Source organism: Anaerolineales bacterium, from assembly GCA_016928575.1.
In the GTDB taxonomy this organism is placed as follows: domain Bacteria; phylum Chloroflexota; class Anaerolineae; order Anaerolineales; family RBG-16-64-43; genus JAFGKK01.
Window position 1 is genome coordinate 1 of sequence record JAFGKK010000074.1, and the last position, 14,701, is coordinate 14,701.

At 63.7% G+C, this 14,701-nt stretch carries 13 protein-coding genes; 6 read left to right on the top strand and 7 right to left on the bottom strand.

All coding sequences use genetic code 11. The features are described 5' to 3' along the window. Positions 1-1,638: CSLREA domain-containing protein (locus JW929_10025; protein MBN1439735.1), on the bottom strand; the 1,638-nt coding region annotated here is incomplete at its 3' end. A 225-nt stretch (positions 1,639-1,863) separates the two neighbouring features. Between JW929_10025 and JW929_10030 the strand changes: the two genes are divergently transcribed. Beyond that, positions 1,864-2,577: a uracil-DNA glycosylase gene (locus JW929_10030; GenBank protein MBN1439736.1), complete on the top strand. Its 714-nt coding sequence runs from the start codon at positions 1,864-1,866 to the stop codon at positions 2,575-2,577. Between the two features lie 292 nt (positions 2,578-2,869). On the opposite strand, the gene JW929_10035 is transcribed toward JW929_10030, so the two are convergent. From JW929_10035 to JW929_10060, 6 genes are all read right to left on the bottom strand, one after another. Continuing rightward, the gene (locus JW929_10035; GenBank protein MBN1439737.1) at positions 2,870-5,620 is read right to left on the bottom strand and encodes a GAF domain-containing protein; all 2,751 of its coding nucleotides are present in this window, start codon (positions 5,618-5,620) and stop codon (positions 2,870-2,872) included. A gap of 1 nt (position 5,621) precedes the next feature. Continuing rightward, the gene (locus tag JW929_10040; protein ID MBN1439738.1) at positions 5,622-6,572 is read right to left on the bottom strand and encodes a polyprenyl synthetase family protein; all 951 of its coding nucleotides are present in this window, start codon (positions 6,570-6,572) and stop codon (positions 5,622-5,624) included. A gap of 722 nt (positions 6,573-7,294) precedes the next feature. Then, positions 7,295-8,083 (bottom strand): FkbM family methyltransferase, encoded by a 789-nt coding sequence (locus JW929_10045; GenBank protein ID MBN1439739.1) that lies wholly within the window; start codon positions 8,081-8,083, stop codon positions 7,295-7,297. A gap of 86 nt (positions 8,084-8,169) precedes the next feature. Beyond that, positions 8,170-8,793: a hypothetical protein gene (locus tag JW929_10050; protein ID MBN1439740.1), complete on the bottom strand. Its 624-nt coding sequence runs from the start codon at positions 8,791-8,793 to the stop codon at positions 8,170-8,172. Between the two features lie 48 nt (positions 8,794-8,841). Then, positions 8,842-9,594 (bottom strand): PIG-L family deacetylase, encoded by a 753-nt coding sequence (locus JW929_10055; protein ID MBN1439741.1) that lies wholly within the window; start codon positions 9,592-9,594, stop codon positions 8,842-8,844. 326 nt (positions 9,595-9,920) lie between these two features. Continuing rightward, positions 9,921-10,382 (bottom strand): YbjN domain-containing protein, encoded by a 462-nt coding sequence (locus tag JW929_10060; GenBank protein MBN1439742.1) that lies wholly within the window; start codon positions 10,380-10,382, stop codon positions 9,921-9,923. A gap of 96 nt (positions 10,383-10,478) precedes the next feature. Here JW929_10060 and JW929_10065 point away from each other — a divergent pair, with 96 nt between their 5' ends. From JW929_10065 to JW929_10085, 5 genes are all read left to right on the top strand, one after another. Continuing rightward, the gene (locus JW929_10065) at positions 10,479-11,183 is read left to right on the top strand and encodes a hypothetical protein (protein ID MBN1439743.1); all 705 of its coding nucleotides are present in this window, start codon (positions 10,479-10,481) and stop codon (positions 11,181-11,183) included. Between the two features lie 142 nt (positions 11,184-11,325). Further along, entirely contained in the window at positions 11,326-12,750 is a 1,425-nt protein-coding gene (locus JW929_10070; protein MBN1439744.1) for a glycoside hydrolase family 5 protein, read from the top strand. A gap of 348 nt (positions 12,751-13,098) precedes the next feature. Further along, positions 13,099-13,500: a hypothetical protein gene (locus JW929_10075; GenBank protein MBN1439745.1), complete on the top strand. Its 402-nt coding sequence runs from the start codon at positions 13,099-13,101 to the stop codon at positions 13,498-13,500. A 101-nt stretch (positions 13,501-13,601) separates the two neighbouring features. Next, entirely contained in the window at positions 13,602-14,012 is a 411-nt protein-coding gene (locus JW929_10080; protein ID MBN1439746.1) for a pilus assembly protein, read from the top strand. Then, positions 14,009-14,440, top strand: coding sequence for a hypothetical protein (locus tag JW929_10085; protein MBN1439747.1), 432 nt, complete (start codon positions 14,009-14,011; stop codon positions 14,438-14,440). The genes JW929_10080 and JW929_10085 overlap by 4 nt, the downstream gene beginning before the upstream one ends. Positions 14,441-14,701 lie beyond the last annotated feature (261 nt).

The window sequence follows — 14,701 nt, forward strand, 5'->3', positions numbered from 1 at the left end:
GATGCCGTTGCCGTCGATGAACAAGCCGTCGCCGTCCGGGTCGGCGCAGCCGGGAGGCGGGGTGGGCGGGTAGCCGTGTTCGGGGACCGCGCACAGGTCGTGCCAGACCTTGCCGCTGATCGCACCGCTTCCGGACGCCGCCCGTTCGATCGCGCCGCGGTCGCAGTTCGCGCCCTGCGGGCGGATCACGCCGTGCTGGTCGATGCCGTCGCAGCGGTCGGGATCGGCCGAATCGATCGCCGGACTGCCGGCCTGGAGATTGTAGGCGGGCGACCAAGTGCCCACCGGCGGCATTGGATCCAGCATCGGGTCGGTGTTGGAAAGGTCGGTCGCTTCGATCAGTGCGCACGTGGCGCCGTCGTCGATGTTGTGGCCGATCGAATCGATCGGCACTCCGGTGCAGTTGCCGCCCGCGTTGGCGGCCAGGATCGTGTTGCGGACGGTCTTTTCGCCGGCACCGCTGTTGTGGATTCCCCCGTTGGCGTTGCCGGCGACCGTCACGAACATCAGGCGGAGGCTCCCGCCGTCGTCGTTGAAGATGCCGCCGCCCGCGGAGCCGCCGTTGTTGGCGCCGACGGTGGTGTTGTCGAGGAGCAATCCGGCTCCGCTGGCGTTGAAGGCTCCGCCGCCTTCGTCTTCGTAGGCCGTGTTGTACACGATCGAACTCTGGTAGAAGTGAGCCATCCCGAGGTTGTAGATTCCGCCCCCGCTTCGGCCTTGGTTGTTGCTGATCATAACGTCCCGCGCGATCAGGGTGACGAACCCGTTGAGGATTCCGCCGCCGGCGTTGATGCTGGAATTGTTTTCAACGGTGGAGCTGGTGAGCTCCATGTCGCCGTTGTTGTGAATGCCGCCCCCTTCGTTCCCGGCGGTGTTCTCCTCAACCTCGGTGCGGATCAGCGTCGATCGGGTGCCGGGGCCGAGCCACATCCCCCCGCCCGGGCCGTAGGCCTCGTTTTCGGCGAGGATGGTGTGGGAGAGGGTGATCGTCGGCGCCACCCCGGCCGCCTCTTCGGTGGCGATTCCTCCCCCGACGAAGGCGTGGTTGCCGCGGATTTCCGAGAGGTAGATCCCGAGCACGCTGCCGCCGGAGGCGTAAATGCCGCCCCCGTCGACCTCGTGGTCGGCCGCCCAGGTGCTGATGTTGTTCTGGATGGCGCTTTCGTTGACGTTCAGGGTCGCATCTGTGACCCGGATGCCGGACCCGTTGTATTCATGGCCGTTCTGGATCACCAAGCCGCTCAGGCTGGCGGCGACGCCGGGCAGAACGTCGAAGACCCGGTCGGCCCCGTTGCCGTCGATGACAGGATGGCCGTCGCCGAGGATCGTCACGCTGCCGGCGAGGTCGAGGTCGCCGGTGTCGGCCAGCTCCTCTCCGGAACCGACCCGGGTGAGGGTGTAGGTTCCGGCCGCAACCCGGATGGTCTGGGTGCCGGCGCAGGCGTTGGCCCGGATCACCGCCTCGCGCAGGGAGCAATCCGCGGCGGTGCAGGCGCCGTCGTTGGTGTCGGCGGTTTTGGTCACCGTGATGTCGGAGTCGCACGGTTGTAAGCTTCCCCCGCAGCCGGCCAGCAGGGCGAACAGAAACAATGCGGCGGCTGGAATCCAGCGAACGGCCTGGAAACGAAGTGTTCTCACGGCATTCCTCCTTGGCCCGGCGGGGGCTCGAACGCGATGCCGCGCGGGCACGTCTATGGTAACCGGGACCGACGACCGGCGCAAATGGAAAAAATTTCTGCGCCGGATACCGGCCGCTTCGGCCGGAAGGCCGGGGGGAAGTGTACTTCCGCCGTCTCCTAGTGTATCCTCCGGGAAGTGGGAAAACATCCAAAAAACCTACCGAGAACCTACAGGAGGTGGTTTTTGGCGCAAACCCTGAGCGATCTGGAAGAGCGGATTATCGCCTGCCGCCGCTGTCCGCGGCTGGTGGAGTGGCGCGAGCGCATCGGCCGCGAAAAACGCCGCGCCTACCGCGAGGAAGACTATTGGGCGAAGCCGGTTCCCGGTTTCGGCGATTCCCGGGCGGCGGTCCTGGCTGTCGGCCTGGCTCCCGGCGCCCACGGCTCAAACCGCACCGGCCGGATGTTCACCGGCGATGCCTCGGGGGATTTCCTTTATCCGGCGCTTTTCCGCGCCGGTTTTGCGGACCGTCCGAAGGCCGTCGCTCGCGGCGACGGCTTGACTCTCCGCGGCCTGTTCCTCACCGCGCTGTGCCGTTGCGCTCCTCCGGACAACAAGCCTGCGCGGGAGGAGATCCGCAACTGTCTGCCGTTCCTGCTCGAGGAAATCCGTCTCTTGGAGCGCCTGCACGTCCTGGTCGCCTTGGGACGGGTGGCGTACGACACATTGTCGGACGTGCTTGCGGAACCGTCGGGAAGCGGTCGGGGAGGCTGCGGCCCCAAGCCCGCCTTCGCCCATGGCGCGGTCGCATCCGTCCCCGGGTTGCGGAAAGAGGATTCGCCGTTGTGGCTGGTGGGCTCCTACCATCCCAGCCGGCAGAACACGCAGACGGGAAGGTTGACCCGGCCCATGTTCGACCGGATCTGGAAACGGGTGCGGGAATTGGCGCGGAGTTGATTTTTTCCTCGAACATGAGGGCCGACTGTCTCGCCGACCGGTTTTCCCTTTCCCTGCGGGTTCCCCCGTCCATTAACTGGAATGGGATTAATCGAGGCCGTCGAAAAAGCGAGGGGGCGGCTTTTCCGTACGAGGATGCTTTGCGGTCGTTTATCAGTCATCCATGCGTATTTTTTCGGCAATCCGGGTTTTCCGCGGCTGGATGCCCGCTTGGTGCGTCCGGGAATGACGACCATTCCCTTTTTCGGCGGTCCCCAAGACGGAAGATTGGGTGGAGAGTGGCGTACGGCCGTTAATCCACAATCGATAAAAACACCGGCACGATCTGCGGATCGAAATGTTTGCCGGATTGTGTCCGGAGGAACTCGCGGGCTTGCTCCTTGGTCCAGGCCTGGCGGTAGGGGCGGTCGGAGGTGGTGGCGTCCCACACATCCACGATGGCGAAGATCCGCGCCGCCAGGGGAATTTGCTCGCCTTTGAGGCCCCGCGGATACCCGGTGCCGTCCCACTTTTCGTGGTGGCAATAGGGGATATCCAGCGAGTTGCGCAAATAAATGACCGGCGCGAGCATCTCAAAGGCGTACAGCGGATGCCGGCGCATGATGTCCCACTCCTCGCGGGTCAGCGCATCGCGTTTGAGCAGGATGCTGTCAGGGATTCCCATCTTACCCATGTCGTGCAGCAGCGCCCCGCGGCGGATGTGGACCATCTGGCTTTCGTCCACGCCCATGGCGCGCGCCAGCCGTTCGGTCATCTCGGTGACGCGTTCGGTGTGTCCTTCGGTGCCCTCGTCGCGCAGGTCGAGCGCGCGCGACCAGCCCTCGATCGTCGTGTCGTAGGCGAGGTTCAATTCGGCGTTCGAATGCTGCAGCTCGTCGAACAGGGAGGCGTTGTCGATGGCGATGGCGGCTTGGACGGTCAGGGATTCCAGGAAATCGAACCAGTCCGGATCCGGCGCCAGGGAGGTGCGGAAGAAGACTTCCAGCACGCCCTTGACCTGGCCTTTGACGATCAGCGGCGCGGCGCAGTAGGATTTAAACCGCTCGATCGGGAACTTGGGCGAGCGGGCCAAACTGCCCACTTCGGCGTCCAGGTTTTCGATGAAGACCAGCCGGCGTTCGTGCGCCGCCTGTCCGGCGTAGCCTTCGCCCAGGCGCAAGTGGGTGTGGTGCAGGGCGTCGGAGTGGAAGCCCTTGCCGGCGACGAATTCCAGCATGGTGGTTTTCGCGTTGAGCAGCAGCACGTCCACCGCGTCGACGTTCGAGCGACGCGAGACCTGATCGAGCAGGATCTCGAGGGTGAAGTGCAGATCCAGGCTGGAGCTGATGGTGATGTCGATGTCGCGCAGAGTCTGCAGACGCTCCAGCCGGCGCTGGGTTTCCTCGTACAGGCGGAGGTTTTCGAGCATCGGGGCCACCTGGCTGCCCAGGGTGCGGAGCAGGAGGATGTCCTTCTGGGGGTAGAAATCGTCCGGATCGCGCCGCCCAAACAGCCAGACCCCGATGGTTTTTCCGCCGGAGCGCAGGGCGATGGACAGCCGGACCCATGCGAACCGGCTTTCCAGGCCGCTTTCGGGAGGGCGGTACTGCTCGGATCTTCTGATCCACCGCTCCAGTTCGGAGGATTCGGCCGGCGTTTCCGGGATTTCGATCCCTTCCTTATAAAACAGGGTAAAACCGCCCTCCGTTTTTTGGTACAAAGCCGATTCGCGGATCATCAGGCTCGGCGCCACCTCGCGGCTGAGCAGCCGGACGAGCAGCGCGGGCTCGAAGGCGGCGGGCAGTTGCAGCGCGAATTCGCGGACGATCTCCTGCGGATCGTGGTGGACTCCGTAGACGGCGGAATCAAACCAGCGCTGGAAGCGGGCCCGCAGCGGCGGGGCAAGGATCACGAAGATCAGCGTCACCACCAGGCTGGCGTACAGCGATTGATCCTGCAGGTAGAGCGACCGGCTGGCCACCGAAAAAACCACGACGATGGCGAGCGCGTACAACAGGCTGAAGATGTATAGGTTGAGCGCCCGGTTGGCGCGGAACTCGAACCCGCCCAGGCGGCGCCGGTAGATGGCGTACATGTAGAAGAACGGCAGCAACGGAATGGCCAGCCAGACGAACAGCAGAACCGCCGACGAGGGCACGCGGGCGATGGCGGCGGGAAGGATCATCAGGATCATTCCCGGCCCCAGCGCCATCGATATGCCGATCAACATCATCCGCAGGGCGAGGCGTTCCGACGGTTTGGTCTCGGTGAACAGTCGGTAAGACAGCAGTCCCAAGCTGCCCGTGATGGAAATAAAGAGCGCAAGGATGTAGAACCGCCCCGGCAGAAGGTTGAAGAAGCCAAGGACGGAAAGGAGGATGCCCGCCAAGTAGCCGAGCGGGACGGATTTCCTTAACTTCAAGCTGACCAGGTCGCTGGGGATGATCAGATGCAGATGCAGGTAGATCGGAACCAGAAGCCAGGAGAGCGAATCGAGCGCCTGCACGGGAAGCAGGGGCTGGTTCGTGCCGATCGCAAGGTACAGCGCCGTGGCGTAATTGAACAGAATTAACAGCCTCCAGCGCCGGTCGCGCGGCTGCATCAGAAGCAAAATCGCCGTACCAGCCAGCCAGAAGGGGGTGTAAATGACCGCCTGGGAAAAAATATCATTGAGCTCGAAGACCGACCGGCTCGGCACCACCCATTCCACCGTTCCTTCGCGCCCGTCCCGCGCAAACGAGATCGGAACGGAATCCCCGGGCCGGGATCCCTGAAAGGGGAAAATAGAGGAACTCCGCTGATACTCCTCCCGCGTCAGGCCTTGAATGGAGAGGATTTGATCGCCGGGCTGGATGGCGTTTCGATTGGCCGCACAGGAAGGCTCCTGCGGGTCGCAATCCTCGACCCACTGAACGATCCACTCTCCGTTCAGGACGATGCCGGAATAGGGCGAAAGGAACGTGGCGTAAATAGTTATGGCCAGGCAGGCCGCCAACACGAAGGCGGAAATCGCAATGGAAAACCCATTGATATTCCTGCCCCAGGGGGCGAAGCCCTTATGCATGTCAAACCGTCTGCAATTCCGGCGGGATCGGAATGCCGGTGCGATGGAGGATCTCCGTCAGCGGGTAGATGAATTTTACGACCACTTCCTTCAACGGCTCCGGATCCTTCAAGGGAGTTTCGTTCAAAATCCCCATGCAGGCTTGGTAGCGGTGACAGATGTGGTACATGCCGTAGCTGACCGCGCCGCTGCGGACCAGGATCCGCTGGGCTTCTTTCAGCGCCTCCGGATCGTCCACCTGCGGCTGCAGGGCGAGGAACCGTTCGCGGTCGGGATGATCGGCGGTTCTGGCGAAGAGGAACAGAAGATTGTTGCGCATCTGTTTCCAATCCGGATTGGCGGGGGTGTCCAGGGCGTCTTTGATGTCGTCGTGAATCTGGACCACGTCGCCCATCAGCTCGCCGAGTTTCCGGATCCGCGCGGCGGTGTCGGAATCGGCGTTCCCCATCACGGCGCCGGCGAAGAACGCGGTGCCGAAATACGACGAACTCTTGGCGTGGGTCACCTTCCAGTAATTTTCCTCCCCGCTGAGGTTGCGGACGTCGAGGTCCTGGCCGAAGGCCATCGTCAGCCCCATGTCGGCGAAGGCCCGCATCACCGTCGCGCGCCGTTCGGCGTCCACCGGCGTGCCGGCCAGCATGCGGAAGGAAGCCGATTGGAAGGCGAAGCTGATGTTGGCGGCCGCGGCATCCCCCAACTGCAGGTGTATTCCGCGGGGGTCCTGGTCGAGCATGTCGTCCACCAAAAGGATGCTGAGGATCATGCACAGGATCGCGGCCGCGCTGGAGGAAGCCAGGGAGTCTTCGCCGCCCACCGCCCGGCAGGCTCGGTACGGCCATTCCCAAACTTGGTGCGGTTTGGGGACGTGCTGTTCGAAAATCCGCACCATCTCCGGCCAGGCGGCCACCTCAGGAAGGCCGAGCACTTGGGCTTTTACTTCTTCCATGTCCATAGCGGTCTCCGGGCAACGTCTTGACTATATGATCGAAGCGGGAAAATTGCAATTCCGCCGGGATGGTTCATCGCCGCGGATAGCGTCCTCCGGGATTTCGCCTTCCCCGGCGCGGGGCGAATTCCGGCGCCGGGATCCGGTATGAAAAAACGTAGCGCGTCGAGCCGGCCGCGCTACGCTTTCCAGACGCTCGGATGGCTTTGCCCAACGATCAGCCTTTTATTCGTTGAGCATCCGGGACGGACAACTCACCAAAAGTACCAAAAGGCTACGGGCGCGGAAAAATTATCCACATCGACGGACGTTAATTCCCGAAGCACGGAGATCAATTCTGAATGTTCTTCCTTGGAATGCAGCAAGGCGTTAAATTTTGCGATGTCCAGGGGTGCCATTGTGGTAAACCCTCCTCTTTGGGATGACGATAAACACCCTGTTTTGGATCGCTCCGCGGACACGGAGCGGGCGGGACGCGGCTCGTCTACCCGCCTGAAATGATTATATACAAAGATCGGCTTATGAAACCATCGAATTTACCTGCCGTCCCATCGTCCTTTGCCCGGCGGCGGGCTCCTCCGCAATGGATGGAATGAAAAACGGCGCATCCCCGGCGGATGCCGTTTCCATGGAAATTTTCCATTTTTTCCAAGCTTAACTGTACCGGCTGATTGGTCCCCACAGGGGGGGGCCTCCGGCCGGGGGCGGCGGGGCTGGACCCGGAAGTCCTAGTTGCTTGAAGGGCGGAAAAGGGGCTTCGCCGGTTGGCTTCGGAAGCCGGTATGCGCCGCCCACAGTTCCCGCGACTTCTCGAGAGGCCGGCCGTCGGTCGGAAACACGCGGTATCCGAGCGCCGCCAGGAAGTCCAGGCAGGCTTTATGGATTTTGCCGGAATGGGTGGAAAGGAAAATCGGCGGATGGGACTGGGACAGGGTCTTTTCCATCCCCTGCAAAGCCAGGAATTCGGCGCCTTCGATGTCGATCTTCAGCAGGTCCGGAACGGGCAGCCGCCCCGATTCAATCCATTCGTCGAGGGCGACCGCGCACACCTCGAAGCCGCCTTCCGGCCCGATCCGGCCCCGCGAGGTGCTGGCGTCTTCCGCGAAGCGGACCGTTCCGCCGCGGTCGGAGACCGCCGCCCCGACCACGGTTACATTCCCGGCTTGGTTCAGGGCGAGGTGGCGCCGGAGAAATTCCAGGTTGCGCGGCAGGGGTTCGAAGGCGAACACCCGTCCCTGCTCTCCCGCCCGCAGGGAGGCGATCAGAGTGTAGTAGCCGACGTTCGCGCCCAAATCGAACACCGTTCCTCCCGCGGGAACGGCATCCGCGAAGCGGGCGCTCTTGCCCATCTCGTAGCTCCCCAGCCAATAGCCGTGGTTCCCGGATCCGACGATCCACCGCTTCCCGCGCAGCGGCCCCTGCAGAACCGGCATCACCGTCTGCGGCGGAATCAGACGCAGCGGCAGGCGCAGGATTTTTCCGATCAGCGAGGTGTTGGATACGGAAGTCCAGTTCATTGTTTCTCTTTCCCCGCTCCGGACGGCCGTGGCGGGGAGCGGGGCGGGAGGGGAAAGGCCGCGATCGCCGGCGCGGATGGAATCCCTCACCACCGCGTCAGAGGATTGATCCCCAACCTCCGGCTGCGGCGGATGTAAAGCGCGACATAGGCCAAGTCGAAGAACAGAATCGCCCAGGCGAAGAAGACCGTCAGGGCGGATTCCGGCAGACGCTGGAATACCAGGATCGAGGGGCACAGCGTGCCCAGCATCTTCGCCAGCCCGATGTACAGCGACTGGCCGGCAAGATCCGGCCGGTCGAACAGCAGTTTCACGAACAGGATCGACATCAGCAGATTCTGCCCGAAGGCGGAGTAGTACCCGACCCAATTTGAGAACTCGCGCGTGACCAGCAGGACCGTGAGAAAGGAGACCGCCAGCAGGGAAAGGAAAGCCGCGTGGAACAGTCCGGCCGGCATCCCCGCCGGACGCCGGGCGGGCTCGTAGCGCAGGTATTGGACGAGCAGGACGAGATCGAACGCGAACCAGGCGATGTTGATGATCCGCTGGATGCCGGTGTGCGGATGGACGAAGGAAAAGATGAATTCCCAGGAAATGTTGAGGCACAGCGCCGCCGCCGGCATGCCGCAAGCCCGGTCCCGGCGCCCGCGCCTGATCAAGAGCAGATAGGCCGTCAGCCAAAAAATGCCGGAGGCGATGCCCAGTTGCATTTCGGAAATCCTCGGGGTGAAGTTGGAAGCCGTCCGCCGCCGGGCCGGTCAGCCCGGGACGAGGAAACTTTCCACGAGCGCAAATATATCACGGCCCCCCGCCCCGCCCGCCGCGGCGGAGAAGGCCCGGTGGAACGATTCCCGCCGGAGGATCACGTCCCGCAGCGGGACGGGCCGCCCGGCTTCGGCCGAAGCCCGGCGCACGAACAGCGCGCCCTGGGTGCGGTGGCATTCCATCGCGGCCAGCTTGCGGTCGAAGACGGAATCGACGTTCACGATGAAATCCGCCGGATCGTCGCGGTTGGCCGCGCGCCGCCGCGGGTGGCCTTCATAATCCGCATGGAAGCTGAAGACGGCGGGAATCCCCTCGCCGCGCGCCGCCTGCAGGACGGCCCGGTGCACGAGGATGTGGGCTGGATGCCCGTACTCGCCGCCGGAGCCGTGGGTGATCAGCGCGTCGGGCCGCAGCGGGCGGAAGCGTTCGGCCAGCAGGGGCGCCACCGCTTCGGGCGTCGGGGCGAAGGCGAAGAGCTCGTCCTGCGGGCCGATGTCCGGATCGCGGAAGGGGAGGAAGCCGACCGAGGCACAGCCCAGGGCGCGGGCGGCGCAGCGCAGTTCGGCTTCGCGCATGCTTCCCAGTTCGGCGCGGCTTGCGAGCGGCGGCTCGCCCGCCTCGCCGCCCTCGCCGCGCGTGCAGCACAGGATTCCCACCTCGGCCCCCGCGGCGGCGAGCAGGGCCAGCGTTCCCCCGGCGAAAACCGATTCGTCGTCCGGATGGGCTGTGACGCAGAGGATGTTCATCGGGTTAAGAGGAGGCTGTCTAAAAAGATCGGCAGGAAAGGTGGAAGATCGTCATGCCCGCGCCTGCCCTCGGTGTGCATTTCACCGGGGGTGCTCTTAGCGGGCATCCAGAGACTTTATCCTATTTACCCGCGAAAGACACTGGATTCCCGCTAAAAACACCCCCGCTTCGCAACCGCGCATGTTCGAAGTGCAGAACCTGCGCACTCCCGCGGGGCAAGCGCGGGAATGACAACTCAATAAGTATCTGGTCTCATCCATAATAAGAAAGTTCCGCATTCTAGACAGCCCCTTTGGGTTTCGCGGTTCGCGGGGGAGGATTCCGCTCAGGCCGTTTTGCCTTCGATGGTGTGGATCGCCTGCTCGGGCGTGACGTTGGCGTAGAGCACCGACATCAGGCCGGGCAGATATTTGTTCATCGTCATCACGTTGGAATACACCACCTGGCGGATCAGGATGTGATTCAGTTCGCCGCCTTCGACGTCGATGCTCGTCTTGCAGCGGATGTCTCCGTCGGCGATGTCCATCTCGAAATTGCCGATGACCAGCCCGTAGTTGGCGCGGGTGATGAATTCCATCGCCGCCGGGCGCCGGTCCTCGGGGGCGGGATTGGGGAGGACCGAGTAGAAGATGAATTGCTGTTGGTTCTCCCGCGCCTGCGCGAAGCAGGTCCACTTCCCGTTTTTGCCGGAAAAGCCGGTGCGCAAGATGGGTTTGCCTTCCATCTCGGTGTACGGCCATTCGTCTTCGCGGAAGAATTTTTTAACCGCCTCGAGTATTTTCCCCATCGGAATCCCTTGCCGAAACCGGCCTTCCGCGGAGCCCGCGGGCTTCCGGCATCCCGGACGGCGGAAAGGCGCCATCCTGGATGGATTTTATACGTTATGACGCCGCTCCGCAACCTTCAGCCGGGATTCGGCGGCCGGACGCCCGGGAAAGGGTGGAACGGGCTGTATAATCGACCCATGAGCATTGCTCCGGCAAAAGCGGCCGCATTCTCCCGACCTTTCCGCAACCACGCCCTTTTCGGCTTTATTCTAGCGCTTCTGCTGAGCGCCTGCCGGGCCGGCGCCGCGGAACCGGATCCGGATGGCGCGCTCACGGCCAACGGAATCGCTCCGACCGTCTCCGCCGCCCTGCAGATTCCTTCTCCGGATGCGGGCCGACAAACCGCGAATACTCCCGGACCAGCGACGTCCGAAACTGGCCCCCCGGAGGCCGGATCCCCCCAGACGACCCGGCCGGCTTTCCCGTCCTGTGCCGACAACCTCGTTTTTCTGGCGGATCTGACGTATCCGGACCGGACCCCGGTCCTGGCCGGGACGCCGCTGGAAAAGAGCTGGAGGGTCCGCAACAGCGGAAATTGCGATTGGGGGCCGGAGTACCGCCTCCGTTGGATCGGCGGCGCGGAGCTTTCCGCCAAGCGGGAGTTCGCGCTCTATCCGGCCGTGGCCGGAAGCGAAGCCGTGGTCTCGATTCTGCTGACCGCCCCGCTCGCCCCGGGGGAGGTGGTCTCCCGCTGGCGGGCCCACTCGCCGCTCGGGATTGCGTTCGGGGATACGCTCTATATCGACGTGGTAATTGGGTGAGCGATCCGGAAAAACCGTTTTACCGCGAAGCCGCGAAGGGCACTAAGGTTTTGTTTAAAAAAATCTTAGCGACCTTTGTGCCTTTGAGGTGCAATAGCTGAGATCTTCCGCCGAGAGTCGGCTGGAATGGACAAGGAGGCCTATGCTGAGCGTTCGCGGTCCGGAGATTGTGGATGGGGCGGGGAAACCCGTCCGCTTGCGGGGGGTGTGCGTCGGCGGCTGGATGAACATGGAAAACTTCATCAACGGCTATCCGGGGAACGAGAGCGGCGTGCGCCGGGCCGCGGCGCAGGTCCTCGGCCTGGAGCGGGCGGAGTTCCTCTTCGACCGCTGGCTGGATTATTTCTTTGCCGAAGAGGATGCCGCCTTCATAAAATCCTGCGGGGCGAACGTCGTCCGGCTGGCGCTCAACTACCGCCATTTCGAATCCGACGCCGAACCGTTCCGCTACCTGGAGAAGGGATTTGAACGGGTAAAGCGTGCCGTGGATGCCTGCGCCCGGCACGGGCTGTACGTCATCCTCGATTTGCACTCCGTCCAGGGCTGGCAAAACACCGATTGGCATTCCGACAACTCCAGCCGGCACTCGCTGCTTTGGCGGCATCCTCACTTTCAAGAACGGTTCATCGCGTTGTGGGTGGAGATCGCGCGCCGTTGGAAGGGGGCGGATGCCGTGGCGGGCTACAACCTGATGAACGAGCCGGTCACCAACGCGCCGGCCGGCCGGTTCACCAAGAATTACGTCCCCGATTGGGACGCGATGAACTCCCTCTACCGGCGGGCAGTCGAGGCCGTCCGCGCGGCCGATCCGGACCACATTATCTTCCTGGAAGGGGATTACTTCTCGGCCCGGTTCGACCAACTGGATCCCCCCTTCGCCCCCAACCTTGTCTACAGCAGCCACAACTACAGCTTCGCGGCTCTGCTCCCGGGAAAATATCCGGGCCGGTTCGACGGCAAGCGCATGGACCGGAAGGCGCAGGCGGAGGAACTCGGGAAGCACGAAGGCGTGCGCTACGCGCAAACCCACCGCGTCCCGCTGTGGGTCGGCGAATACGGCGCGGCCTTCGTCGGCGGGAAAGCCGACGCCGCCCACCGCCTGCGCGCGCTCGAGGATCAGCTCGCGGCGTTCGAGCGGTTCGGGGTCCACTCTACGATTTGGACTTACAAGGACATCGGGGTGATGGGGATGGTCGCGCTCGATCCACAGAGCGGGTATCTGCGTCTGATGCGGCCGGTCCTGCGCGCCAAACGGCTGCTCGGGACGGACGGCTGGCTGAGCGCGGCCGCGGAAAGGACCACCGCCCACCGGGCGGTCGAGCGGCTGTCGGCTTTCGCCGAGAAGGCAATCGGCGATAAAGAGATCGACCACGTCTCCAACCGCCGCTTTTTGGCGCAGGCGGTTCAGGCGGGGTATCTGGCGAGCCTGATGCAGCCGGCCTTCGCCAAGCGCTTCCGAGGCCTCTCCGAGGAGCGGATCGACGAGGTGATGCAATCGTTTGCCTTCCGAAACTGCCGCGTGCGCGAGGGGCTGGCGGCGGTGCTGCGGAAGTATTGGGGAGGATGACCTCATCCCCACCCCGATCCCCTTCTTCCGGCTTATCCCGGGAGAAGGGGATCGGGGCGGGGGAGAGGATGGGGAAGGGCGTGCGTTGTTTGACGATATTCATCTATCGGGGTAGATTCTACAATGCTGAGCAAGGGGGCCGGATGAGGTCTTACTCACTCACTCACTCACTCACATAAGCAATCTTGCTTGACGGAAATCCATAGAGGGCGTTTCGGCGCGTTGCATTTGCGCCGAAGCGCCTTTTTTTTCCTCACCCCCCTCCCCGCATCCCCTCCCCCCTCTCCTGCGATGACCGCAGGAGAGGGGGGGAGACCGAGGAGTGGGCGGTGAGGAAGGAGCAAACACATGCTGAGGGACAAACGCGGCGCGGAAATGGCCGAGGCGGCGGTCGCCCTGCCGGTGGTGATTCTGGTCCTGTTCTTCGTGATCAACGCGATGATGGCAGGCTACACAGCGATGGTCGCTTCGATTGCGGCCAACGAAGGCGCCCAGGCCGGCGCGAAGGCGAGCCAATACCCGGAGCAGTGGGCTTCGGCGGCCGTAGCCGATTCGTTGAACCGCTACCGCGCCGGGGGGACCTTCACATTCAGCGTCAAGGTGGACGAAGAACCGGGCGGCGGAGTCAAGGTGATGGTCGCCTGGAGCTACCCGTCGGTCCTTTCCGGGTTGTGCCGCTACTTCGGCGGCGACTGCCCGGACTATTTCGGCGGCGTGACGACGGTCACGCGGAAGCGGGAGGGATGGTAGGCCATCCCCTCTCGCCTCCCCTTTGTCCCCTCCTCCCTCTCCGTCATACGGGAAGGGAGGAGGGGGGAGGGGAGGTAGGATGGGATGGTGGGAGGATTAGGATGCTTACCGACAAACGGGCGGGCATGATGGCCGAGGCGGCGATCTCGATCCCGGCGGTGCTGATGATCCTGGTCTTCGGGGTGAGCGTCTCGCGGGCCGGGTACGCGGCGATGGCGGCCCGCAACGCCGCCAACTACGGGGCGCGGATCGGGGCGGTGTCGGGTTCCAACCCGGAGCGGTACGCGAAGGCCGCGGCGGAGGCCTCGCTGAAGCAATCCGGCGCGGCGGGTGTGTTTATAACCGACGTGCAGGTGACCGGCGAGGGGCCGGGCGGCGTGGTTTCGGTGACGGTCACGTGGAGGACGGAGACGATTCTGGCCGGGGTGTGCCAATTCTTCGGAGAAGGCTGCCCGGCGGCGTTCGAGGGCGAGGCGCGCGCCGTGTGGCGCCGGGAGGGATATCTGCCATGAGGATGCGATCGCGCGGCGCGGCGATGGCGCTCTATGCGGCGTTCATCGGCCTGGTGGGCGTGCCCCTGCTGGCGGCGACGGTCGACGTCACCCGGGTGTGGCTGAAGAAGGCGGAGCTCTCGAACGCGCTGGAGGCGGCCTGCTCGGCCTACGCCAACACGCCGGACCTGGCGGCCTTCAAGAACCGGGGAGCGCTGGAGTTGGGGTCCGAGGCGCGGGCCGAAGGCTACCGCTTCTTCGGCTACAATATTTCCGAGGGCGGCCAACTCACCGAAATGACCTACTTTCCCGGCCCCCAAGACAACGGCGTCTACATCGCCCGCTGTTCCGGGCGGATCAGCGTCCGGCCGATCATCTTCGCCGGGATCGCCTCGTTCGATTTGGTGAAGACGGTGACGGTGAAGGTCAAGTTCGCGTCGTCGTGGTGATGGATCTAAAATGCAGGATCAGCACAATCGTGGAGCATACATATTTCATCCGCCTTCCTTCCCCCCAAGCGCACTTCCCCCCATCCCTTCGGGGATGGGGGGAGTAGAACCACGCGCAATAAGTGACGAGACGCAGGGGGGAGGTGATGGATTGAGTTAGAAAAAAAATCGGACGGATAGGGTACTGGGAGTGATAATGAATAAGAAGGGCATCCTCAGCATCGTGTGCATTCTTCTGGCGGCAACCGCCGCCTGCTCGGC

Excerpts from the sequence above, each read along its gene's own strand:
- JW929_10035 (MBN1439737.1), bottom strand. The coding sequence starts at position 5,620 with ATGCATAAGGGCTTCGCCCCCTGGGGCAGGAATATCAATGGGTTTTCC.
- JW929_10040 (MBN1439738.1), bottom strand. The coding sequence starts at position 6,572 with ATGGACATGGAAGAAGTAAAAGCCCAAGTGCTCGGCCTTCCTGAGGTG.
- JW929_10045 (MBN1439739.1), bottom strand. The coding sequence starts at position 8,083 with ATGAACTGGACTTCCGTATCCAACACCTCGCTGATCGGAAAAATCCTG.
- JW929_10050 (MBN1439740.1), bottom strand. The coding sequence starts at position 8,793 with ATGCAACTGGGCATCGCCTCCGGCATTTTTTGGCTGACGGCCTATCTG.
- JW929_10055 (MBN1439741.1), bottom strand. The coding sequence starts at position 9,594 with ATGAACATCCTCTGCGTCACAGCCCATCCGGACGACGAATCGGTTTTC.
- JW929_10060 (MBN1439742.1), bottom strand. The coding sequence starts at position 10,382 with ATGGGGAAAATACTCGAGGCGGTTAAAAAATTCTTCCGCGAAGACGAA.
- JW929_10065 (MBN1439743.1), top strand. The coding sequence starts at position 10,479 with ATGACGCCGCTCCGCAACCTTCAGCCGGGATTCGGCGGCCGGACGCCC.
- JW929_10070 (MBN1439744.1), top strand. The coding sequence starts at position 11,326 with ATGCTGAGCGTTCGCGGTCCGGAGATTGTGGATGGGGCGGGGAAACCC.
- JW929_10075 (MBN1439745.1), top strand. The coding sequence starts at position 13,099 with ATGCTGAGGGACAAACGCGGCGCGGAAATGGCCGAGGCGGCGGTCGCC.
- JW929_10080 (MBN1439746.1), top strand. The coding sequence starts at position 13,602 with ATGCTTACCGACAAACGGGCGGGCATGATGGCCGAGGCGGCGATCTCG.
- JW929_10085 (MBN1439747.1), top strand. The coding sequence starts at position 14,009 with ATGAGGATGCGATCGCGCGGCGCGGCGATGGCGCTCTATGCGGCGTTC.